The sequence below is a fragment of the Tabrizicola aquatica genome (genome assembly GCF_002900975.1).
Lineage (GTDB): Bacteria > Pseudomonadota > Alphaproteobacteria > Rhodobacterales > Rhodobacteraceae > Tabrizicola > Tabrizicola aquatica.
The window spans coordinates 102,270-124,462 of sequence record NZ_PJON01000005.1 but is presented as its reverse complement, the minus strand read 5'-3'; the positions used below and the strand labels follow the sequence as shown (position 1 = coordinate 124,462).

Genomic DNA, 22,193 nt, shown 5'->3' with positions numbered 1-22,193 from the left:
CGCTCTGGCGCCGGATGGGTTGCGCCCGACGGCGCGACCGGGGCACCGGCACGCCGCTGGATATCCGCGCTTCCCGCAGGTCGCAAGGTGACGATCCTCGTCGCCCCCCAGCGCCGCCGCCGAAGCCGGTTGGAAACCGACGTCTGCCGCTGACCGTCCGGCGCGTTAACCGCTTTTCAGCCGCCCTGCCGCAGCCTTTCCACCTGTCCCCAGCGTCGGAAAGGCCCCGCGATGACCCAACCCCTCTTCGCCCTCTCGCTTGGTTTCGGCGGGGTGATCCTGGCCACCCAGATCGCCTTCGGCGCCCCGCAATGCGACGCCCGCGACCGCGTGACCGCGCTTCTGGCCGAGAGCTACGGCGAAAGCCGCCAGGCACTCGGCCTTGCCGGAGAGGCCGGCGTGATGGAGCTTTTCGCTTCCACGGCTTCGGGCACCTGGACCATCACCCTGACCCTGCCCGACGGCCGGATGTGCCTCGTGGCCTCGGGCACCGCTTACGAGGCGCCAGAGGAGGAACTTCCCGCCCGTGGCCGCAAGGCCTGATCGGGGAAACAGCGTTTGCAGGGCCGAAAGCCCGCCGCCCGACACTCCTGCACCGAGGCGCGGAAACTGACATTCTCGCGCTTCGCCACCCGCGCCGGGCAGGTCAGCCGGCAGAAGATCCCCGTGGTCCGCACGCAGGCATAGGCCCGCCCCTCGAAACCCGGATCGCGCGCCACCAGGGCGGCGTAAAGCACATCAGCATCCGGCAACATCGCGCACCTCCCTGGCTCTTGCACCGACTAGCCTGCCATGCCCGCCATCCCTGGGCCACCCCGGGCGCGCCGAACCCGCAGGTTCCGGGTCGGACCGGCCACCCGATCTCGCCACCCGCGAAAGCGACCGAAGGAAGCGATAAGCCCGCCGGTCAGATCAGCCCGGCCACCCCGTCCCAGACCAGCTTGACCGAGATCAGCGCCAGCGCCCAGACGACCAGCCGGAAGAACAGCTTCTCCGGCATCAGTTGCACCAGCCGCACGCCCGCGAAAACCGCGATCACCGCCGGCAGCGCCAGCACGGCCGCGACCTTCAGGTTGCCGGGATTCAACTGGCCCAGTGCATAATACGGGATCAGCTTCACCGCATTGATCATCGCGAAGGCAATCGTCGTCGTCCCCGCAAACACCGCCTTCGTCATCCCCAGGGGCAGCGTATAGACCTGATAGGGCGGCGCGCCGGCGTGGCTGACAAAACTGGTGAACCCCGCCAACCCGCCCCAGAACAGGCCCGGCGCAACCTCGGCCCGCTTCGGCGCGACCACCGCCGGCTTCCGCAACAGGATGTTCGCCGCGAAGGCCAGCCCGATCACCCCCACCAGCAGCGTCACCGCCGCCTCGGGCACCATGCTGGCCGTCGCCCAGCCCACCGCGATCCCCACCACCGCGCCCGGCACCACGATGGCCAGCACCCGCCCGTCCCAGGCATGGCGATAGGCGTAAAGCCCGAAGATGTCCGACACCACATAGACCGGCAGCAGCAGCCCCGCCGCCATCACCGGGTTGATGACCAGCGCCAGCACCGGCACGCCCAGCATCCCGACGACCGGCACGCCGCCCTTCGACATCCCCACCAGCGCCGCCGCAACCACCGCCGCCGCCCAGAATCCCAGATCTTCCATCGCATCCTCCGCCCGTTACCGCTAACCCCTTCCCGACCCGGCCGGAAGCATGGATTTTCCGCATACAATTGTATACCGACTTCCCGCCAAGACTGGACAGAACCGGATTTAGGGGCTACCCCTCCCCCCGATTCATCCCCCGGACACTCTCAAGGAGGCACCCATGGCCAGACCCAAGATCGCCCTCATCGGCGCCGGTCAGATCGGCGGCACGCTCGCACACCTGCTCGCGCTGAAGGAACTGGGCGACGTCGTCCTGTTCGACATCGCCGAGGGCACGCCGCAAGGCAAGGCGCTGGACCTCGCACAATCCGGCCCGGTCGAAGGCTTCGACGCCAGCCTCCGCGGCACCAACACGTACGCCGACCTGGCCGGAGCCGATGTCTGCATCGTCACCGCCGGTGTGCCGCGCAAGCCCGGCATGTCGCGCGACGACCTTCTGGGCATCAACCTCAAGGTGATGAAGTCGGTCGGCGAAGGCATCAAGGCCAACTGCCCCGACGCCTTCGTGATCTGCATCACCAACCCCTTGGACGCGATGGTCTGGGCGCTGCGCGAATTCTCGGGCCTGCCGCACAACAAGGTCATCGGCATGGCCGGCGTGCTGGACTCGGCCCGCTTCCGCCACTTCCTGTCGCTGGAATTCAACGTCTCGATGAAGGACGTCACCGCCTTCGTCCTTGGCGGCCACGGCGACACGATGGTTCCGTCCGTCCGCTACTCCACCGTCGGCGGCATCCCGCTGCCGGACCTCGTCGCGATGGGCTGGACCACGCAGGAAAAGCTTGACGCCATCGTCCAGCGCACCCGCGATGGCGGGGCCGAGATCGTGGGCCTGCTGAAGACCGGCTCCGCCTTCTACGCCCCCGCCGCCAGCGCGGTGGAAATGGCCGAAGCCTACCTCAAGGACCAGAAGCGCCTCCTGCCCTGCGCCGCCCACGTCAAGGGTGCCTACGGGCTTGACGGCATGTATGTCGGCGTCCCGGTCATCATCGGCGCCGGCGGAGTCGAGCGTGTGGTCGAAGTGAAACTCGACGCCACCGAAAAGACCATGTTCGACAAATCCGTCGACGCGGTGAAGGGCCTTGTGACCGCCTGCAAGGGCATCGACCCGACGCTCGCCTGATCCCTTTCAGTGCGACAAACCTGACTTGAATGCGCAGCCCCCGGCTGCGCATTCTGCATTTCAGTCCCAGTGAAGGTGTCCCCATGAAAGCCGCCCTCGTCGCCCTCTTGGCCCTCGCCACCCCGGCTGCCGCCCAGACCCTGTCACAAGAGATCGGCACCAACGGTATCGCCCCCACCCTCGCGCGCCTCAAGGCCCAGCCCGAACCCGCGCTCGAGGACATCTTCGCCATCGGCGGGCTGCACTTCCTCGGCGCCGTCGAAAGCGCGCTGCAACTGCAATGGCGCACCGGGGCGGATCAGGTCACCGGCAACGCGGGCGATACGCTGGGCCTGCCGTTCCTGCGCCTGCCCGTGCCGCCGAACCCTTCGCCCGAACCCTTCGACGGCGCGCTGATCAGCCAGCTTTTCACCGACATCGACGCCGACATGGCCGCCGCCCGCACCGCCCTTGCCACCCTCCCGCCGGGTGAAGAGTTCGGCCTTGAACTCACCTTCTCCGACCTCTGGTTCGACGTGAACCAGAACAGCACCCGCGAGGCCGAGGAGGACGCGCTGGCCATCCTCGGCCCGCAGCTTCTGGGCTGGCAGTGGCAGGCACCCGACCCCGCCGCACCCCCACTGACCATCCGCTTCGACGCCGCAGACGCCGCCTGGCTGACCGCCTACACCCATGTCATGTCGGGCGTGGCGAACACGGTCCTCGCCTATGACCCCGCCGCCAGCATCGACCGGGTCATCGCGTCGCGCATCGCATTGAAGGTGGCACAGCCCGATCCCACCGACTACAGCTTCGACGCCTCGTTCGGCCAGTTCCTCGATGCCTTCGCCATGCTGGAAGGTGCGGTGAACCAGCCCCCCGACGCGGCACGCGCCAAGGCGGCCAAGGACCATTTCCTGGCGATGATCACCGAAAACCGCCGCTTCTGGACGCTTGTCGCCGCAGAGGTGGACAACGATCGCGAATGGATCCCGAACGACACCCAGACCTCCGCCCTTGGCTTCAACCTGCCTCCCGGCACCGGCGACACCTGGCTTGGCGTGCTGGCAGATGGCGAGGCGCTCCTTCAGGGCCGTCTCCTGATCCCCTACTGGCGCGGCCCGGATGGCCAGGGCATCAACCTTGGACGCATGTTCGACGAACCCGCCCCGATCTCGATCACCGGCTGGGTCCAGGGCTGGGCCACCGTCCCCTATCTGGAGCAAGGCCCGGTGGTGAACCCCACCAGCCTGCGCCAGTTCGAGGCGCTGATGGGTGGCAATGCCGGTCTGATGATGGTGTTCCTGAACTGACCCTTGCTTCGGGCGTAGGGTGGGCAATATGCCCACCCTACCTTGCGGCCGCCCGTCCCCCGTCACCGCGACCCGATCTGGAACGGAAGGCCCTCGTGTCCAGAAGTCAGATGGAGGCGTTTCCCTCCCGATGCGCGGCAGGAACAGGGTAAACACATCCTGACCACCAACGCCCAACCCCTTGATATTCCCCGCAGCGTCCATCCCGTCCTGCGTGGACACCCCATTCCCCCTTGCCCCGCCCGCCCGAATCCGGCATCCCCAAGGGCCAGACCAATCCCCCGGAGGGACCCCCATGGACTACTCGAAATCCGGCAACCCCAAGGGTGCCCGCAGCACGCTCCGCGGCCCCGACCACGCCCAGAAGGGCGCGCCCAAGTCGGTGAAGCCCCCGCGCGAGACGCAGGAGGAACTCCTCGCCCGCATGAAGGCCGCCGCCGCCGAGAAGAAGGCCGCGAAGAAGGACGACAAGGCCTGACCAGGCTTCCTTCCCCCTACCTCGCTCCCGGCTTTTATGACGACGCCATCGCCAAGGGCCGCCACCGCGACATCGTCGGCGGCCGCTGGGACGAGACGGGGCGTGTCCAGATGCAGGCCCTTCTTGCGGCCGGGATGACCCCCGAGGACCACCTCCTCGACATCGGCTGCGGCTCGCTTCGGCTGGGCCACATGGCCGTCCCCTTCCTGAAACCCGGCCATTACTGGGGGACCGACGCCTCGCTTGCCCTGATGCGGCACGGCCGGCTGCACGAACTGCCCGACCCCGAGGCCCTGCCGCTTGACCAGTTGATCCAGGATGCGGACTTTGCCTTCCCCGGCCTCCCCGACCGGATCACCCTGGCCATCGCCTTCGGGGTGTTCACCCACCTGCCCGCAGTCAACCTGGCCACCGCCCTGGCCAACCTGCGCCGCTTTCCCCGGCTGAGGGCCGCGCTTTTCACCGTGTTCCTGGCCCCCGAGGGCGCCGCCAGCACCCGGCAGCCCGACGGCGTGGTCACCCACCCCGACCGCCCGCCCTACCACCTGACCGAGGGTGCCGTGACCCGCATGATCCACGCAGCCGGCCTGACCCCCACCCGCAGCCCGATGCTGCTGCCGCGCGGTCAGGTCCTCTGGTCGGCCACCCCGCCCCAGATCCCGTAAGTCGCCCGCATATGGTCGATGCAGGCGCGGTCCGCCTGCTCACGGTCCGCCCCCTCGATCACCGCCTGGAAGAGCGCGTTGTTGAAGGATGAGTCCAGGTGTTCGTAGGTTACGTACAGGTCCTTGTCCGCCCAGATCCTGATCCCTCGCCGCGCCAGCGTTCCGGACAGCCAGATATCGTCCACCGTCCACAGGATCGGCGGGATCACGAACGCCGCGTCGTCGAAATACTCCGGCCGCACCATGACACCGCCAAACCCCTCGCCGATATCGACAAAGCCCGACTGCTCGAACCGCTGCCACGGAGCCTTCCGCCGCGGCGCGAGGCCCATCTTCCGCAAGATGACATTCCGCAGCATGCGCAGATGGTAGCCAATCTGCTGCGACGGGTCCGTCACCGGCACTGCCAGGGGCCTGGGCCGCGAGAATTCGGGAAAACCGTAGTGGTTGGAAATACTGAAACCAGCGCCGCAGATCGCGTCGTCAGGCCGCGACTTGCGGACGTCAAGGCAACGGCGAACCCAGTCCCTTGCAAAGCCGCGATCATCGTCGACATAGATAAGTTCAACCGCCTGACCGCGCCACGCCTTGGCGGCCGGCAGGATCTTCGTCGCCGGTCCCAGATCCTCGTCCACCCGGACGATGGTCACGCCCTCCGGCACATCGGGCAGACCGCCGCCCCATTCGGGAAAACGGCGATAGCTGCGGGGGATGTACAACTCCACCGCTTCAGGCCGAGAGGTCTGCCGCACCAGCGAGCGCAGCGTGGGGCCGATCTGGTGGAACCTGGGGGGAACGGTCGAAAGACTGATTACATGACGCATGCCCCGCTTCTATGAAGCGTCGGGCCAAGTGTAAACTGGGCGTAGAACCGGACTTGCACCCGGCCCGCCTTTGCCCGCAGTCTGCCCGGCATCCACCCCAAGGAGGCCCCTATGCGCGCCCTTGCCCTGATGCTGATCCTTGCCGCCAGCCCCCTGGCCGCCGAAACCCTGTCCGAGGAGATCGGCCGCACCGGCCTTGCCGCGACCGAGGCGCGGCTGGCGGCCCTGCCCGCCCCCACGAACGAGGATCTCTTCGCCCTTGCCGGCCTGCGCTTTCTGGGCGGGGTCGAGGCCGCGCTGCAACTGCGCTGGCAGACCGGCATCCGCGCCGACTGGTCGGAACTGCCGATCCTGCGCCTGCCGATCCCGGAAAACCCGGCCGCCCGTCCCTTTGCCCCTTCGGATTTCACCGCGCTGGTCACCGGCCTGGACGCAGACATGGAAGCCGCGCGCGCGGCCCTGACCCAGCTTGGCGACAAGCCCTTCGCGCTGGACATCCGCCTGGCCGACCTGTGGTTCGACATCGACGGCAACGGCCAGCGCGGCGAGGGCGAGGATATCGGCACCGTCGCCGGCCTGACCTTGGGCGGGGGGCGGATGATCAACGCCCCCGTCACCGACCCCGTGATCACCTTCGACACCGCCGATGCCGCCTGGCTTTCGGCCTATACGCATTTCCTGTCCGGCTTCGTCTCGACCGCGCTGGCCTATGATCCGGAACCCGCGATCCAGCGGGTGATGGACAGCTCCGCCGCAATCTATGCGCTCTGGGGCGACACGCCGCCGCCCAATGCGATGGACATGATGTTCGGCCGCCAGGTGGACCGCATCGCCATGGTGCTTTTCGCCCTGTCCAAGACCCCCGACAAGGCCTTGGCCGCCGATGCCTACGACCACTTCCTGACCATGATCGCCGAGAACCGCCGCTTCTGGGCCATGGTCGCGCTAGAGGATGACAACCGCAACGAATGGGTGCCGAACGCACGCCAGGTCTCGGGCCTGGGCATGTTCGTCCCGCCCGAAACCGGCGAACGCTGGCAGGCCGTCCTGGCCGAGGCCGAGCGCGCCTTGAAGGGCGAGGTGCTGATCCCGCACTGGCGCTTTGGCGCCGAGGCCGGGATCAACCTGAAAAAGGCGTTCGAGAACCCGCCGGCCGTCGACCTTGTCACCTGGATTCAGGGAGAGGGGCTGCTGCCCTATGCCGAGAAGGGCCCTCGCATGACGCTGGAGGCCTGGAACGACTTCGAGCGCCTTGTTTCCGGCGATGCGGTCCTTTTTGCCGTGTTCCTGAACTGATCGGCGATTCGACCGGACGACGACGCGCCTTGTGATCACGCATTTCGCGCATGTGATCACAGTTTGCGAACGTGTGATCACATGCTGCATTTTTCCACCGCTTTGGGCGCTAACAGGCGGAAATCTCCGTAGGAATATGGGCCGAACCGTGCCATCACGCGGCCAAGTTCTCCAACGGACAGGTGCTGCGCCATGAACATTCACGAATACCAGGCCAAGGCGCTGCTGCGCAGCTACGGTATCCCGGTCTCGGACGGCCGCGTCGTGCTGAAGGCCGAAGAGGCCAAGACCGCCGCGGGCGAGCTTGACGGACCGCTTTGGGTCGTCAAGGCGCAGATCCACGCCGGCGGCCGCGGCAAGGGCCATTTCAAAGAAGCCGAAGCCGGCGAAAAGGGCGGCGTCCGCCTGGCCCGCTCGGTCGGTGAAGCGGCGGAATTCGCCCGCCAGATGCTGGGCCGCACCCTGGTGACGATCCAGACCGGCGAGGCTGGCAAGCAGGTCAACCGCATCTACATCGAAGACGGTTCGGACATCGAGAAAGAGTTCTACCTTGCACTTCTGATCGACCGTCAGACCAGCCGCATCTCGATCGTCGCCTCGACCGAAGGCGGCATGTCGATCGAGGACGTGGCCCATGACACGCCCGAGAAGATCCACACCTTCACCATCGACCCCGCCACCGGGTTCCAGGATTTCCACGGCCGCCGCGTGGCCTTCTCGCTGGGTCTGACCGGTGCGCAGGTCAAGCAATGCGTCGGCATCGTGCGGAACCTCTACCGGCTGTTCGTCGACAAGGACATGGACATGCTGGAGATCAACCCGTTCTGCGTGCTGAAGGACGGCTCCTTGAAGCTTCTCGACGCGAAGATGGGCTTTGACGGCAACGCGATCTACCGCCACCCCGACATCGCCGCGCTGCGGGACGAGACCGAGGAAGACCCGAAGGAACTGGCCGCGTCGAAGTTCGACCTGAACTACATCGCACTCGATGGCGAAATCGGCTGCATGGTGAACGGCGCAGGCCTGGCGATGGCCACGATGGACATCATCAAGCTTTACGGCGCGGAACCGGCGAACTTCCTGGACGTCGGCGGCGGCGCAACCAAGGAAAAGGTGACCGAGGCGTTCAAGATCATCACCTCTGACCCGAACGTCAAAGGCATCCTGGTCAACATCTTCGGCGGCATCATGCGCTGCGACATCATCGCCGAGGGCGTGATCGCTGCGGTCAAGGAAGTCGGCCTGAAGGTCCCGCTGGTCGTCCGGCTGGAAGGCACCAACGTCGAGCTTGGCAAGGACATCATCCGCAAATCCGGCCTGAACGTCATCGCCGCCGATGACCTGAAGGACGGGGCCGAAAAGATCGTCAAGGCGGTCAAGGGATGATCCGCGTCGCCCTTCTCGCAATTTGTCTGGCTGCGCCAGCAATGGCGCAGGAATGGTCGACCGTCGAATTCATGGCGCGAGACCTGGACGACAGCGATCCCATCAAGGCGTATCGCTCGGCCGCAGCGGCCTGCCTTGCCGGCCAGGGTGATGCGGCCAAGACGGCCGCCCTGTTCACCGAGGCTGGCTGGACCGCGACCGAAGACACCGACATGGGCCTGACCCAGATCGCTTCGCCCGATCCGGCACTTTACGTCCTGACCGCCACCGACGGCAGCTTCTGTGCCGCCTATTCCGAGGCACTTGGGACCGACAGTGCGGTCGGCAACGTGATGACGATCAGCGGCGCCGCGGGATTCACGCTCGACACGACCAGCGACACTGAATGCATGACGGTGACCCTGGCAGCCGGAATTACGGCCGAGGTCACCTCCTCGGGCAACGACCCCGTCTGCAACGACGCCGCGACCAGTTCTGTCCGTTTCACCTTCGGGCCCGGCCAATGATGGCCGCCCCTCAGCCCATTCTGTGAAGGAGGCCCCGATGGCCGTTCTCGTCAACAAAGCTACCAAAGTCATCTGCCAGGGCTTCACCGGCAGCCAAGGCACCTTCCACTCCGAACAGGCCATTGCCTATGGCACCCAGATGGTCGGCGGCGTGACCCCCGGCAAGGGCGGGACCGAGCATCTTGGCCTGCCCGTGTTCGACAGCGTCCATGACGCGGTCGCCCGGACCGGCGCCGATGCCTCGGTGATCTACGTCCCGCCGCCCTTCGCTGCCGACTCGATCCTGGAAGCCATCGACGCCGAGATCCCGCTGATCGTCTGCATCACCGAAGGCATCCCGGTCCTGGACATGATGAAGGTCAAGCGCGCCCTCATCAACTCCAAGTCCCGCCTGATCGGCCCGAACTGCCCCGGCGTCCTGACCCCCGGCGAATGCAAGATCGGCATCATGCCGGGCAGCATCTTCTCCAAGGGCTCGGTCGGGGTTGTGTCGCGCTCGGGCACGCTTACCTATGAGGCCGTGAAACAGACAACCGACGTGGGCCTTGGCCAGACCACCGCAGTAGGCATCGGCGGCGACCCGATCAAGGGGACCGAGCATATCGACGTGCTTGAGATGTTCCTCGCCGACCCCGACACCCACTCGATCATCATGATCGGCGAGATCGGCGGGTCCGCCGAAGAGGAAGCCGCCCAGTTCCTCGCCGATGAAAAGAAGAAGGGCCGCTGGAAGCCCACCGCCGGCTTCATCGCCGGCCGCACCGCCCCCCCCGGCCGCCGCATGGGCCATGCCGGTGCCATCGTGGCCGGCGGCAAGGGCGACGCGGAATCGAAGATCGAGGCGATGCTCAGCGCCGGGATCGTCGTCGCCGACAGCCCGGCAGGGTTGGGCGAGGCCGTGCTGAAGGCGATCAAAGGTTAACTGGATCCGGGCGGGGGCGCCCCGCCCGTTCCTCTTGGCGGTGACCCCGCCCCACAAGGAAACGCGCGAATGACCGACCAATCCCCCACCGCCGCCTTCGCCGCCTCGTCCTTCCTCGACGGGGCCAATGCCGATTACGTCGACCAGCTGGCCGCCCGCCACGCCGCTGACCCCGCGTCGGTCGACCCGCAATGGGCCGCCTTCTTCCAGTCCCTCGGCGACTCTGAGGTCGACACCAAACGCGCCGCTTCCGGCCCCTCCTGGGCCCGCGCCGACTGGCCGCCGCAGCCCGCCGACGACCTGACCGCTGCCCTGACTGGCGAATGGGCCGCCCCGCCGCCGGCCAAGGAAGCCAAGGCCGCCGGCGCGAAGATCGCTGCCAAGGCGGCCGAGGCCGGTGTCCAGCTGACCAACGAACAGATCCAGCGCGCCGTCCTCGATTCCATCCGCGCCCTGATGATCATCCGCGCCTACCGCATCCGGGGCCACCTCGCCGCCGACCTGGACCCGCTGGGCCTGGCCGAAAAGAAATCGCACCCGGAACTGGAACCCGCGTCCTACGGCTTTTCCGAAGCCGACATGGACCGCCCGATCTTCATCGACAACGTGCTGGGCCTGACCCATGCCAGCATGCGCGAGATCATCGACATCGTGAAGCGCACCTACTGCGGCACCTTCGCGCTGCAGTACATGCACATCTCGGACCCCGAACAGGCCGGCTGGCTGAAGGAACGGATCGAAGGCTACGGCAAGGAAATCCAGTTCACCCGCGAAGGCCGCAAGGCCATCCTGAACAAGCTGGTCGAAGCCGAGGGCTATGAAAAGTTCCTCCATGTCAAGTACATGGGCACCAAACGCTTCGGCCTTGACGGCGGCGAGGCGGTGATCCCCGCGATGGAGCAGATCATCAAGCGCGGCGGCGCGCTGGGGGTGAAGGAAATCATCATCGGCATGCCGCACCGCGGCCGGTTGAACATCCTGGCGAACGTGATGCAGAAACCCTACCGGGCGATCTTCCACGAATTCCAGGGCGGCTCCTACAAGCCCGAGGATGTGGACGGCTCCGGTGACGTGAAATACCACCTGGGTGCCTCCAGTGACCGTGAGTTCGACGGCAACAAGGTCCACCTGTCGCTGACCGCCAACCCCTCGCACCTGGAGGCCGTGAACCCGGTTGTCCTCGGCAAGGTCCGCGCCAAGCAGGACCAGATGAACGACACCACGGACCGCATTGCCGTCCTGCCGATCCTTCTGCACGGCGACGCGGCCTTTGCCGGCCAGGGCGTCGTGGCGGAATGTCTGCAACTGTCGGGCATCAAGGGCCACCGCACCGGCGGCTGCATCCACATCATCGTCAACAACCAGATCGGCTTCACCACCGCCCCGGCGTTCAGCCGCACCTCGCCCTATCCGACCGACATCGCCCTGATGGTCGAGGCGCCGATCTTCCACGTCAACGGCGACGACCCCGAGGCCGTGGTCCACGCCGCCCGCGTGGCGACCGAATTCCGCCAGAAGTTCCACAAGGACGTGGTCATCGACATCTTCTGCTACCGCCGCTTCGGTCACAACGAAGGCGACGAGCCGATGTTCACCAACCCGGCGATGTACAACCGCATCCGCAAGCAGAAGACCACGCTGCAGCTTTACACCGACCGTCTGGTGGCCGACGGGTTGATCCCCGAAGGCGAGATCGAGCAGATGAAAGCCGCCTTCCAGGCCCGCCTGAACGAAGAGTTCGAGGCCGGCAAGGCCTTCCTGCCGAACAAGGCCGACTGGCTGGATGGCCGCTGGAAGAACCTGCAGACCAAGGACCTGAACACCTACCAGCGCGGCGAAACCTGGATCAAGGCCGAGACCCTGGCCGAGGTCGGGGCCGCCCTGACCCGCGTGCCCGACGGGTTCGACATGCACAAGACCGTGGCCCGCCAGCTTGAGGCCAAGCGGGAAATGTTTGCAAAAGGTCAAGGCTTCGATTGGGCAACGGCCGAGGCGCTGGCCTTCGGGTCGCTGCAAGTGGAGGGCTTCCCCGTCCGCCTCTCGGGCCAGGATTGCACCCGCGGCACCTTCTCGCAGCGCCATTCCGGCTGGATCGACCAGACGACCGAGGAACGCCACTATCCCCTGAACCACATCCGCCCCGGCCAGGCGCGGTATGAGGTCATCGACTCGATGCTGTCGGAATATGCCGTCCTTGGCTTCGAGTATGGCTACTCGCTGTCCGAGCCGAACGCGCTGACCCTGTGGGAAGCCCAGTTCGGCGACTTCGCCAACGGCGCGCAGATCATGTTCGACCAGTTCGTCAACTCGGGCGAATCGAAATGGCTGCGGATGTCCGGCCTTGTGGTCCTGCTGCCGCACGGGTTCGAGGGCCAAGGCCCGGAACACTCCTCCGCCCGCCTGGAACGGTTCCTGCAACTCTCGGCCGAGGACAACTGGATCGTCGCCAACTGCTCGACCCCGGCGAACTACTTCCACATCCTGCGCCGCCAGCTGCACCGCACCTACCGCAAGCCGCTGATCCTGATGACGCCGAAGTCGCTGCTGCGCCACCCGATGGCGATCAGCCGGGCCGAGGATTTCACCGATGGCTCCACCTTCCACCGCGTCCTGTGGGACGACGCGCAGAAGGGCAACTCGACGCTGAAACTGAAGGCCGACGACCAGATCAAGCGCGTCGTTCTCTGTTCCGGCAAGGTCTACTACGACCTCCTCGCCGAACGCGACGCGCAAGGGATGGAGGACACCTATCTCCTCCGCGTGGAACAGCTTTACCCGCTGCCCACCATCTCGCTGGGTCAGGAACTTGCGCGCTTCCCGAAGGCCGATTTCGTCTGGTGCCAGGAAGAGCCGAAGAACCAGGGCGCCTGGTCCTTCGTCGAACCCGAGATGGAAACGATCCTGACCAAGGTCCGCGGCACCACCACCCGGATGTCCTATGCCGGCCGCAAGGCCAGCGCCTCGCCCGCCACGGGCCTGGCCTCCCGCCACAAGTACGAACAACAACAACTCGTCGCCCAGGCCCTGGGCCTGAACTGACCTCGGAAAGACCGGAGACTGACAATGACTGACGTTATGGTTCCCGCCCTTGGCGAATCCGTGTCCGAGGCCACCGTATCGACCTGGTTCAAGAAACCCGGCGATGCGGTGAAGCAGGACGAAATGCTGTGCGAACTTGAGACCGACAAGGTCTCGGTCGAGGTTCCCTCGCCCGTCTCCGGCGTCCTGGCCGAGATCCTGGCACCCGAAGGCACCACCGTGGCCGCCAACGCCCGCCTCGCCATCGTGACCGAAGGCGCGGCCGCCACCCCCGCGCCCACCGCGCAGGCCCCCAAGACCACCGACCCGAACATCCAGGCCGCCGGCGAAGTCGGCTCGCCCGGCGCCGGGCATGAGGAAATGCAGCCCCGCAAGGATGTCGAGGACGCGCCCTCGGCCAAGAAAGCCATGGCCGAGGCCGGGATTTCCCGCGATCAGGTCCAGGGCTCGGGCAAGGACGGCCGGGTGATGAAGGAAGACGTGGCCAAGGCCGCCGCCGCCCCCGCGCCCTCGCCCGCCCCCGCCCCGACCTCGGTCCCCCGCGCCCCGGTCCCGGCCGACGACGCCGCGCGTGAGGAACGCGTCAAGATGACCCGCCTGCGGGCCACCATCGCCCGCCGCCTGAAGGACGCGCAAAACACCGCCGCGATGCTGACGACCTATAACGAGGTCGACATGTCCGGCATCATGTCCTTGCGCAACGAATACAAGGACGCCTTCGAGAAGAAGCACGGCGTCAAGCTTGGCTTCATGTCCTTCTTCGTCAAGGCCTGCACCCACGCCCTGAAAGAGGTCCCCGAAGTCAACGCCGAGATCGACGGCCAGGACGTGGTCTACAAGAACTACGTCCACATGGGCGTCGCCGTCGGCACCCCCTCGGGCCTCGTCGTCCCCGTGGTCCGCGACGCCGACCAGATGGGCTTTGCCGCCATCGAAAAGAAGATCGCCGAACTCGGCCTCCGCGCCCGCGACGGCAAGCTGTCGATGGCCGAGATGCAGGGCGGCTCCTTCACCATCTCGAACGGCGGCGTCTACGGCTCCTTGATGTCCTCCCCCATCCTGAACCCCCCGCAGTCCGGCATCCTTGGCATGCACAAGATCCAGGACCGCCCGGTCGTCGTGAACGGCCAGATCGTCATCCGCCCGATGATGTACCTCGCCCTCAGCTACGACCACCGGATCGTGGACGGCAAAGGTGCCGTGACGTTCCTGGTGCGGGTCAAGGAAGCGCTGGAGGACCCGCGTCGGTTGCTGATGGATTTGTGAGGAGGCAGTCGTGGCGGGCCTGGCAAAGTATTGTGCGCGAAAGGGAAACGAGTGGACCTCAAGGACTTCATTAAAGAGACAGTTAAAGCGATCACTGAAGCCGCCCATGAGCTGAAGTCGGAACTTGCCGACGTTGGGGCAATAGTAAATCCACCGACGAATGGCAGCCGGGCCGACACCTATAAATCGGCTGGGGCAGGCGACATACTTCGCAGGGTTCAAAACATAGAGTTTGATGTTGCACTCACCACGACATCGTCGGTCGCGGCGGGTGGCAAAGCCGGCCTAAAGATCTTTGTGGTTGAGGCTTCTGGAGACGCTGCTCACACCAAGGCTAACGAAGAGGTAAGCCGAATAAAGTTCTCAATTCCAATTGCTTTGCCTCCTAGCGACGAAGAGGCGATGAACAGGCAGCTTTACGATGACCGGATGGCACGCGACTGACATCTTGCGCTTACGGCAAACGACGCGGACGTCCAAGTTCTTCCTCCTGCTCTGGACCACATGACCCATCCCACCCCCACCGCCGCCACAATCGCCTCCCCTCCCCCTCGTGGAGAGGGCATGGGGCTGGGGGACCACACCGCAAGACCCCGCCCCGGCCCTGAGCCGGGGCCTCGGCAAGCCCCTCGGCCAACCCGCAAGGCCCCGGGTCAGGCCCGGGGCGGGGTCGCCCTTTGCCTCGCCGCCCTCTTCGTCACACCCGCCGCCCAGGCCCAGATCATCCCCACCGGCACCCCGGCGGCTGACATCCTTCTGACCAAGGCGCTGGCCGAGCAACGCATCTTCCTCACCTGCTCGGCGCTGGAACCGCAGACCCACCAGCAGATTCTGCAGAACTGGCAGCGCGACGTCACCGCCGCCAGCGCCGCCCTTGCGGCCGCCAAAGTCCCGCAGGACGCCGTCACCGCCTTCACCACCGCCGCGATGCAGGAAAACCTGCTCCCAGCCCCCGATACGCCTTTCGAGGACATCCGCCAGCTCTGCGACAGCCAGCCCGACTGGGCCACCCGCTATGCACAGATGAACTACACCCTTCTTGAATTCCAACTCCCACAGGCGCTGCAATGACCCCCGAACTCACTGCCCTCGCCCTTGCGGGCCTCTTGCAAGCCGTGCAGTTCATCCTGTTCGCCGTCCCCGCCAATATCGAGCTTGGACCCGGCTACACCTCCAGCGCACGCGACCGCCCGCCCTCGCGGCAGTTGTCCACCGTCACCGCGCGGTTGCAGCGCGCGATGAACAACCATTTCGAGGGGCTGATCCTCTTCACCCTCGCCGTCCTGGTGGTCACCCTTGGCGACCAGTCCACCCCGGTCACCCAGACCGCCGCCTGGACCTATCTTGGCGCCCGCCTGCTCTACATCCCCGCCTATGCCCTGGGCCTGCGCCCTTGGCGCTCCGCCATCTGGGCGGTAGGCTTCTTTGCAACCCTGACGATGATCGTGGCCAGCCTCCTCTGACCCGATTTTCTGTCCACAAATATCCCACGGGGGTGCGGGGGTGTGAAACCCCCGCTCCTCGGCCAGACCAAAGGACCTGACCCATGGCAGACTTCGACACCATCATCATCGGCGCAGGCCCCGGCGGCTATGTCGCCGCCATCCGCGCCGCGCAGCTTGGCCAGAAGGTCGCCTGCGTCGAAGGGCGCGAGACCTTGGGCGGCACCTGCCTGAACGTTGGCTGCATCCCATCGAAGGCGATGCTCCATGCCACCCACATGCTGCACGAAACGCATGAGAACTTCGAAAAGATGGGCCTGATGGGCGCGCATCCGACCGTGGATTGGGCCAAGATGCAGGCCTACAAGGACGATGTCGTCTCTGGCAACACCAAGGGGATCGAGTTCCTGTTCAAGAAGAACAAGGTCACCTGGATCAAGGGCTGGGCCACCATCCCCGCCCCCGGCCAGGTCAAGGTGGGCGACGAGGTCCACTCCGCGAAGAACATCGTCATCGCCACCGGGTCCGAAGCCTCCAGCCTCCCTGGCGTCGAGATTGACGAGGAAACCATCGTCACCTCCACCGGCGCGCTGACCCTCAAGTCCGTGCCGAAAACCATGGTCGTCATCGGCGCGGGCGTCATCGGGCTGGAGATGGGCTCGGTCTACGCCCGCCTCGGCACGCAGGTGACCGTGGTCGAATACCTTGACGCCATCACCCCCGGCATGGACGCCGAGGTCGCCAAGACCTTCCAGCGCATCCTGACCAAGCAGGGCCTGAAGTTCGTCCTCGGCGCCGCCGTCCAGTCGGTGACCAAGAGCGACACCGGCGCGACGGTCGCCTACAAGCTGAAGAAGAACGACAGCGAGGCCACCCTCGACGCCGACATCGTCCTCGTCGCCACGGGCCGCAAACCCTACACCGCCGGTCTGGGGCTAGAGGCCCTTGGCGTCGAAATGGGCCCCCGCGGCACCGTCAAGACCGACGCTCACTGGCAGACCAACGTCCCCGGCCTTTACGCCATCGGCGACGCCATCGCCGGCCCCATGCTCGCCCACAAGGCCGAGGATGAAGGCATGGCCGTGGCCGAGGTCCTCTCGGGCAAGCATGGCCACGTCAACTATGGCGTCATCCCCGGCGTGATCTACACCACGCCCGAGGTGGCGAACGTGGGCCTGACCGAGGAACAGCTGAAAGCCGAGGGCCGCGCCTACAAGGTCGGCAAGTTCCCCTTCATGGGCAACGCCCGCGCCAAGGCCGTGTTCCAGGCCGAGGGCTTCGTCAAGCTGATCGCCGACGCCGCCACCGACCGCATCCTGGGCTGCCACATCATCGGCCCGGCCGCAGGCGACCTCATCCACGAGGTCTGCGTCGCGATGGAATTCGGCGCCTCGGCCCAGGACCTGGCGCTGACCTGCCACGCGCACCCGACCTGGTCGGAAGCCGTCCGCGAAGCCGCGCTGGCCTGCGGCGACGGGGCGATCCACGCCTGATCAGGTGCTGTGCAGCTTCGGCTCCAGCGCCTGTGACGGGTCCAGCGCCAGGGAACGGAAGAGCGGGAAGCCCCGCTCGACCTCCTCGCGGCTGCTGACATAGTCGAACAGGCCAAAGAACCGCTCGACCCCAAAGCCCGCCAGGTCCAGGTCCATGTACTCGGCCAGGATCCGGGCATAGTTGTCCTGCAAAACCCGGTTGCCCGGCTGCAGGTTGGTGACGCACAGCAGCCCGGTCGGCCGGCTGTCCAGCATGGTCAGCTTCAACTCCGGCCGCCACTTTTGCAGGATCGGCACCAGCTTCCAGACATCCCCGGTCCACGAGCCCCGGATCGCCGTCAGGTCGCGGGTCGTCATCTCATGCGTAAAGGGGGCGCAGTCATGCAGCATCACCACCCCCTGCGGATGGCTGGCCGCCTCGGTCTGCATGAAATCGCGCAACAGGAACTCGAACAGGTGCATCCCGTCCAGAAAGCTGACCGCCAGCCGGATGTCGTTCTTCGCCAGAAAGCCGCTGGCAAAGAAATCGTCGCTGGTCTGCTGGAACACATGCAACGCGGGCTTCACGCCGATGATGTTCAATTCGGCCCGGAAAAACGGGTCGACGGCCACGGTCTTGCTGCGCGACAAGGCGACGGACTCACCCGTCCGGCAACCGATCTCCAGGTACCAGTCGAACAGAAGCGTCCGGTGCAACGCGGTCAGGAACGCATAGTATCTTGGCCCCAAGGCCCGCTTGAACATCCGCCCGACCCCGCAAAAAGCGCGGGCGGCCGGATCACCGACCGCCCGCTTCTGTGGCTAGCGCCTTGGCGCGCTGTCGTCAAACCGGCTTAATGCGCGGGCTTGATGAAGGTCCCGTTGCGCAACTCGGCAAAGGCCTGGCGCAACTCGGCCTCGGTGTTCATCACGATCGGCCCGGCCCAGGCGACCGGCTCTTCGATCGGCGCGCCGCTGATCAGAAGGAACCGCACACCATCCGGCCCGGCCGTCACCGTCACCTCATCCCCCGCTCCAAAGCGCACCAGGGTCCGGTTGCCGGACAGGTCACGGATATTCACTTCCTGCCCCGCGACTTCCTTCTCCAGCAGAACACCCTCGGGCCGCGCGGCATCGCGGAAGTTGCCTGCGCCGTCAAAGACATAGGCAAAGGCCCGGCGGCGGGTGTCCACCTTGAAGGTCTTGCGCTTGCCCGCCGGGACAAAGACATCCAGGTATTGCGGGTCCGCCGCGATCCCCTCGACCGGGCTTTTCACGCCGCGATAGTCGCCGATCACCACACGGATGCTGGTGCCATCATCCTCGAACCGCTCGGGCAGTTCCTGCCCCGGAATGTCCTGATAGCGCGGCGCGGTCATCTTCAGCGCGCGTGGCAGGTTACCCCACAGCTGGAAGCCATGCATCCGCCCCATCGCGTCGCCCTTCGGCATCTCCTGGTGCAGGATGCCCCGCCCCGCCGTCATCAGTTGCAGCGACCCCGGCCCCAGGATGCCCCGGTTGCCCAGACTGTCGCCATGCTCCACCGTGCCGGCCAGAACATAGGTGATCGTCTCGATCCCCCGGTGCGGGTGCCAGGGGAACCCGGCCTGATAGTCGCGCGGCCGGTCGCCCCGGAAATCGTCGAACAGCAGGAACGGGTCCTCGGCCAGCGGGTCCTGGCCCCCGAAGGCGCGATGCAGATGGACGCCTGCGCCCTCCAGATGCGGCTGGGCGCGGCGGGTCTCGATGACGGGACGGATGGACATGGGTGCCTCCTGATTGCGTTGCGCAGAAGATGGGGCGGTGGGGCCCCCACGCCAAGGCGCAAATGCGGCAGGACATTGTGCGGGAATGCACCGATGCCCGTGCCCGCCCGATCCGGGAACAAAGCTTTGTCCTGCTGTTTCATCCCTCTACAAATGCGGCAAAGGTTACGGAGGACGGCAATGATTGGCTATGTCACGGTTGGGGTGGATGACATCGAGAACGCCCGCCAGTTCTACTCTGCCTTCCTTCCAAGGCTGGGATACGATCTTGACGTGTCGGACGAGGGGCTGGGCTACAGCCTTTCCCGCCCATCGACGCTGCAGAACGCTTTGCCCGATCTTTACGTCAGGCGGCCTTTCGACGACCGGCCTGCCTCGGCCGGCAATGGCACCATGATCGCGTTCCAGGTCCCGACCCAGGCCCTGCTGCGTGACCTGCATGCGGCGGCCCTTTCTGCGGGCGGGCAGGATGACGGGGCTCCGGGTTTTCGGGCCGCTTACGGTGCCGGGTTTTACGTGGGCTATCTGCGCGACCCGCAAGGCAACAAGATCGCGCTTTACTGCGACAACCTGGCCGAACCTCGCCGCGCTGGGTGACGAAAGACTGCTTTTCGGCCGATCTTGGCCTCTCGGCGCGCGCTTAGAACAATTCCAGGATCGTCTGGGTCAGCCCCAGCTGCGCCAGACCCATGCCAAGCACAAGGCCCGCAGGCAGGCTCATCAGCCGCGCCATCGGCCTGCGGCCCCTTGGTTTCGGATTGGCCGCGGGCTGGATACCACCTGGGAAGATCCGGTCGGTCGCCCGGGTGAGCAGCTGGTCAAAGGCCAACACGGCCAGCGCGGCCCCCGCACCGATGACCGCCATGGCCAGCGCCAAGACCCAGAAGCCATCGGCGACCAGCCCCAGCAACCCGTTCAGCGCCAGTCCAAGAAAGAGCCCGATCCCGACGTTGAACGCCGCGCTCATCCAGTCCAGGGGTTCCATCGCGGGTCGCTCACTCATCCTGTCACCTCTCGTCGCTCCGCCCCGACATACCAGCTTTTGCCCCCGGCGTCTGTGGCCTTGCCGCCAAGCCCTGACCCTGGCACCAAGGCGCACGCGACCGGCCCCGCACAATCCTTGCCAAATCCTTAACCCGTCCGGTCAAGCCCTTGCAATCGCTGGATTATCTCGATCTGTCCACCGTGGACACTCACCCCGCCAGATGCCGCAGCCCCTGGGTCACGTCGGTCCGCACCGCCAGCCGCAGGCCCGGCTCGTCCCCCGCCTTCAGGGCCGCCAGGATCACCCGGTGGTGCATCGGCGGCTCCCTCCGCTTGACCCTCGCATAGACCGCCCGCATCGTCGGCCCCAGCTGCAGCCAGACCGTCTCGCACATCGCCAGCATCGCCGGCGTCTGGGCCCGCAGGTAGAGGGTCCGGTGGAACTCCAGGTTGGTGCGGACATAGGCCACCGCATCCCCCCGGACCGCCGCCTCGCCGTTCATCAGGTTGATCGCCGTCAGCCGCTCGATCAGGGCAAAGTGAGCGCGGGGCAGCGCCCGGGCCGCCATCTCGGGTTCCAGCAGCGCCCGGATCGCAGCCAGTTCCTCGATCCGTTCCGGGGTCAGTTCGGGGGTGGAAATCCGGCCCGACGAGGACAGCGTCAGCGCCCCCTCCGCCACCAGCCGCCGCACCGCCTCACGCGCGGGGGTCATCGACACGCCGAACTGCTTGCCCAGGCCCCGCAAGGTCAGCGACTGGCCGGGGTCCAGCTCGCCATGCATGACCTGCTGACGCAGGGTCCGGTACAACCGCTCATGCGCGGCGGCGTTCGGGTCGGTGGGGCGCGGGGTCAGCATGGCGCCAGAGGGAACACCCCGCAGGCCAGCCGGTCAATCCTGAAAGCGCAGCCGGTGCAGCGTCTGGCCCTGGGCGTGCAACCAGGCGCGGTGCAGCCGCCAGTCCGGGCAGATCGCGGTCACGACCTTCCAGTAGGCCGGCGAGTGGTTCAGCTCGACCAGATGGGCCACCTCATGCGCGGCGACATAGTCCAGCACCGCCGGCGGGGCCATGATCAACCGCCAGGAATACATCAGCCGCCCGTCGGGCGAGCAGGACCCCCAGCGCGAGCGGGTGTCGCGCAGGGCCAGCGTCGAATACTGCCGCCCGACCTGCGCCGCATAGCGGGTCGAGGCCTCCGCCAGCCGGTCGCGGGCCAGCACCTTCAGCCAGGCCGCAACCCGCGGCCCGACGCGGGCCGGATCGCCCGGCACCAGCAGCGCCTCGCCCTCGACCCGCAGGGCGCGGCCGGTGCCGGCTGCCAGTTGCAGGGGCCGCCCCTCGACCGGCACGACCGAGCCGAGGCTGACCGGCCGCAGCGCCACCTCCGGGATCGCGGACAGGGTCTGCCGCAACCAGCCCTCATGTCCGCGCAGGAAATCCAGCGCCTCGGCCTCACGCGCGCGGGTGGGAATCGAGAGCGTGACCTTGCCGTCCAGCCGCGACACCCGCAGCGAGAATCGCCGCGCCCGGGCCGAGCGCTTCAGATGCACGTCGAGCGGTGGAGAGCCCGGCAGGACCGGCATGAAAACCCCTTGAAAGCTTTGCCCAGCATAGCCACTTCCACCGGCACACAAAAGGCTTTGACAGTCGCCTGCACCTGTGGCAAGCGGCAGCTTTCCTGCTACCGAGCACTCGAAGGGATCACCATGCCCAAAGCAGAATGGGGCACAAAGCGCATTTGCCCGACGACCGGCAAGCGCTTCTATGACCTGAACAAAACCCCGATCGTCAGCCCCTATACGGGCGAAGTCGTGGACATCGAATCTGTTCGCCGCAAGATGGCCGCCTCGGTCATTTCGCGCGCCGTGCCGGACAAGGACGATGATGTCCTGGTCGAGGATCTGGAGGCCGAAGACGTCCTGCTGGAGGGCGCGGCGGCCGACGACACCGAGTTGGACGACGATCTGCTGGAAGATGATGCAGACGACAACGTGTCGCTGGACGACCTGGCCGACGTGCCGGGCGACGAAGAGGAAGTCTAAGGCGGAAGCCGGGTGAGAAAAGCGCGAATT

25 protein-coding genes are annotated in these 22,193 nt (G+C 66.4%); 17 read left to right on the top strand and 8 right to left on the bottom strand.

Translation table 11 applies throughout. From position 1 onward, the window contains the following. The first annotated feature begins 231 nt into the window (after positions 1-231). Positions 232-543, top strand: coding sequence for a hypothetical protein (locus CXR42_RS16850; RefSeq protein WP_103258760.1), 312 nt, complete (start codon positions 232-234; stop codon positions 541-543). On the opposite strand, the gene CXR42_RS16845 is transcribed toward CXR42_RS16850, so the two are convergent. Next, complete coding sequence (locus tag CXR42_RS16845; protein ID WP_103258759.1) at positions 495-755, bottom strand: Ada metal-binding domain-containing protein; 261 nt, start codon at positions 753-755, stop codon at positions 495-497. The genes CXR42_RS16850 and CXR42_RS16845 overlap by 49 nt on opposite strands. A 152-nt stretch (positions 756-907) precedes the next feature. After that, positions 908-1,657, bottom strand: coding sequence for a sulfite exporter TauE/SafE family protein (locus CXR42_RS16840; RefSeq protein ID WP_103258758.1), 750 nt, complete (start codon positions 1,655-1,657; stop codon positions 908-910). A gap of 163 nt (positions 1,658-1,820) precedes the next feature. Here CXR42_RS16840 and mdh point away from each other — a divergent pair, with 163 nt between their 5' ends. The 4 genes from mdh (at position 1,821) to CXR42_RS16820 (ending at position 5,218) form a co-directional block, all read left to right on the top strand. Continuing rightward, the gene (gene mdh, locus CXR42_RS16835) at positions 1,821-2,783 is read left to right on the top strand and encodes a malate dehydrogenase (RefSeq protein ID WP_103258757.1); all 963 of its coding nucleotides are present in this window, start codon (positions 1,821-1,823) and stop codon (positions 2,781-2,783) included. A gap of 83 nt (positions 2,784-2,866) precedes the next feature. Further along, positions 2,867-4,075, top strand: a complete 1,209-nt coding sequence (locus CXR42_RS16830) for a hypothetical protein (protein WP_146038097.1) — start codon at positions 2,867-2,869, stop codon at positions 4,073-4,075. A 295-nt stretch (positions 4,076-4,370) separates the two neighbouring features. Beyond that, positions 4,371-4,553, top strand: coding sequence for a hypothetical protein (locus CXR42_RS16825; protein WP_103258755.1), 183 nt, complete (start codon positions 4,371-4,373; stop codon positions 4,551-4,553). 110 nt (positions 4,554-4,663) lie between these two features. Beyond that, positions 4,664-5,218, top strand: coding sequence for a class I SAM-dependent methyltransferase (locus CXR42_RS16820; RefSeq protein WP_245875476.1), 555 nt, complete (start codon positions 4,664-4,666; stop codon positions 5,216-5,218). On the opposite strand, the gene CXR42_RS16815 is transcribed toward CXR42_RS16820, so the two are convergent. Continuing rightward, positions 5,179-6,042: a glycosyltransferase family A protein gene (locus CXR42_RS16815; protein WP_103258754.1), complete on the bottom strand. Its 864-nt coding sequence runs from the start codon at positions 6,040-6,042 to the stop codon at positions 5,179-5,181. The genes CXR42_RS16820 and CXR42_RS16815 overlap by 40 nt on opposite strands. Before the next feature lie 111 nt (positions 6,043-6,153). On the opposite strand from CXR42_RS16815, the gene CXR42_RS16810 reads away from it, so the two are divergent. The 10 genes from CXR42_RS16810 (at position 6,154) to lpdA (ending at position 17,392) form a co-directional block, all read left to right on the top strand. Then, positions 6,154-7,338, top strand: coding sequence for a hypothetical protein (locus CXR42_RS16810; RefSeq protein WP_103258753.1), 1,185 nt, complete (start codon positions 6,154-6,156; stop codon positions 7,336-7,338). Positions 7,339-7,530: 192 nt separating this feature from the next. Then, positions 7,531-8,724, top strand: a complete 1,194-nt coding sequence (gene sucC / locus CXR42_RS16805; RefSeq protein WP_103258752.1) for an ADP-forming succinate--CoA ligase subunit beta — start codon at positions 7,531-7,533, stop codon at positions 8,722-8,724. Next, complete coding sequence (locus CXR42_RS16800) at positions 8,721-9,230, top strand: hypothetical protein (RefSeq protein ID WP_146038096.1); 510 nt, start codon at positions 8,721-8,723, stop codon at positions 9,228-9,230. The genes sucC and CXR42_RS16800 overlap by 4 nt, the downstream gene beginning before the upstream one ends. A gap of 37 nt (positions 9,231-9,267) precedes the next feature. Further along, entirely contained in the window at positions 9,268-10,152 is an 885-nt protein-coding gene (sucD, locus tag CXR42_RS16795; RefSeq protein ID WP_103258750.1) for a succinate--CoA ligase subunit alpha, read from the top strand. Between the two features lie 69 nt (positions 10,153-10,221). Further along, positions 10,222-13,191, top strand: coding sequence for a 2-oxoglutarate dehydrogenase E1 component (locus CXR42_RS16790; RefSeq protein WP_103258749.1), 2,970 nt, complete (start codon positions 10,222-10,224; stop codon positions 13,189-13,191). A 24-nt stretch (positions 13,192-13,215) separates the two neighbouring features. Beyond that, the gene (gene odhB, locus CXR42_RS16785) at positions 13,216-14,457 is read left to right on the top strand and encodes a 2-oxoglutarate dehydrogenase complex dihydrolipoyllysine-residue succinyltransferase (protein ID WP_245875475.1); all 1,242 of its coding nucleotides are present in this window, start codon (positions 13,216-13,218) and stop codon (positions 14,455-14,457) included. Positions 14,458-14,508: 51 nt separating this feature from the next. Next, a complete protein-coding gene (locus tag CXR42_RS16780; protein ID WP_103258748.1) occupies positions 14,509-14,901 on the top strand; it encodes a trypco2 family protein in 393 nt (130 codons plus the stop codon). A gap of 120 nt (positions 14,902-15,021) precedes the next feature. Then, positions 15,022-15,528 carry a hypothetical protein gene (locus CXR42_RS16775; protein ID WP_103258747.1) on the top strand — a complete coding sequence of 169 codons (507 nt, stop codon included), beginning with the start codon at positions 15,022-15,024 and terminating at the stop codon, positions 15,526-15,528. Then, complete coding sequence (locus CXR42_RS16770; protein WP_103258746.1) at positions 15,525-15,920, top strand: MAPEG family protein; 396 nt, start codon at positions 15,525-15,527, stop codon at positions 15,918-15,920. Before CXR42_RS16775 ends, CXR42_RS16770 begins: the two co-directional genes overlap by 4 nt. 83 nt (positions 15,921-16,003) lie before the next feature. Beyond that, positions 16,004-17,392 (top strand): dihydrolipoyl dehydrogenase, encoded by a 1,389-nt coding sequence (gene lpdA, locus CXR42_RS16765; RefSeq protein WP_103258745.1) that lies wholly within the window; start codon positions 16,004-16,006, stop codon positions 17,390-17,392. Here the strand turns inward: lpdA and CXR42_RS16760 are convergent, their stop codons facing one another. Then, positions 17,393-18,136, bottom strand: a complete 744-nt coding sequence (locus CXR42_RS16760; protein WP_245875474.1) for a class I SAM-dependent methyltransferase — start codon at positions 18,134-18,136, stop codon at positions 17,393-17,395. Between the two features lie 89 nt (positions 18,137-18,225). After that, positions 18,226-19,137 carry a pirin family protein gene (locus tag CXR42_RS16755; RefSeq protein ID WP_103258744.1) on the bottom strand — a complete coding sequence of 304 codons (912 nt, stop codon included), beginning with the start codon at positions 19,135-19,137 and terminating at the stop codon, positions 18,226-18,228. A gap of 180 nt (positions 19,138-19,317) precedes the next feature. Here CXR42_RS16755 and CXR42_RS16750 point away from each other — a divergent pair, with 180 nt between their 5' ends. Further along, the gene (locus CXR42_RS16750) at positions 19,318-19,734 is read left to right on the top strand and encodes a VOC family protein (RefSeq protein WP_103258743.1); all 417 of its coding nucleotides are present in this window, start codon (positions 19,318-19,320) and stop codon (positions 19,732-19,734) included. Between the two features lie 43 nt (positions 19,735-19,777). Here CXR42_RS16750 and CXR42_RS16745 read toward each other — a convergent pair whose 3' ends face one another. The 3 genes from CXR42_RS16745 to CXR42_RS16735 all read right to left on the bottom strand — a co-directional run bounded on the left by CXR42_RS16745 (position 19,778) and on the right by CXR42_RS16735 (position 21,704). Then, complete coding sequence (locus CXR42_RS16745) at positions 19,778-20,140, bottom strand: hypothetical protein (protein WP_146038095.1); 363 nt, start codon at positions 20,138-20,140, stop codon at positions 19,778-19,780. A 190-nt stretch (positions 20,141-20,330) separates the two neighbouring features. After that, positions 20,331-20,978: a GntR family transcriptional regulator gene (locus CXR42_RS16740; RefSeq protein ID WP_103258741.1), complete on the bottom strand. Its 648-nt coding sequence runs from the start codon at positions 20,976-20,978 to the stop codon at positions 20,331-20,333. Between the two features lie 33 nt (positions 20,979-21,011). Next, on the bottom strand, positions 21,012-21,704 hold the full coding sequence (locus CXR42_RS16735; protein ID WP_103258740.1) for a M48 family metallopeptidase: 693 nt from the start codon (positions 21,702-21,704) through the stop codon (positions 21,012-21,014). A gap of 123 nt (positions 21,705-21,827) precedes the next feature. Here CXR42_RS16735 and CXR42_RS16730 point away from each other — a divergent pair, with 123 nt between their 5' ends. After that, positions 21,828-22,163, top strand: a complete 336-nt coding sequence (locus CXR42_RS16730; protein WP_103258739.1) for a TIGR02300 family protein — start codon at positions 21,828-21,830, stop codon at positions 22,161-22,163. Positions 22,164-22,193: the final 30 nt, after the last annotated feature.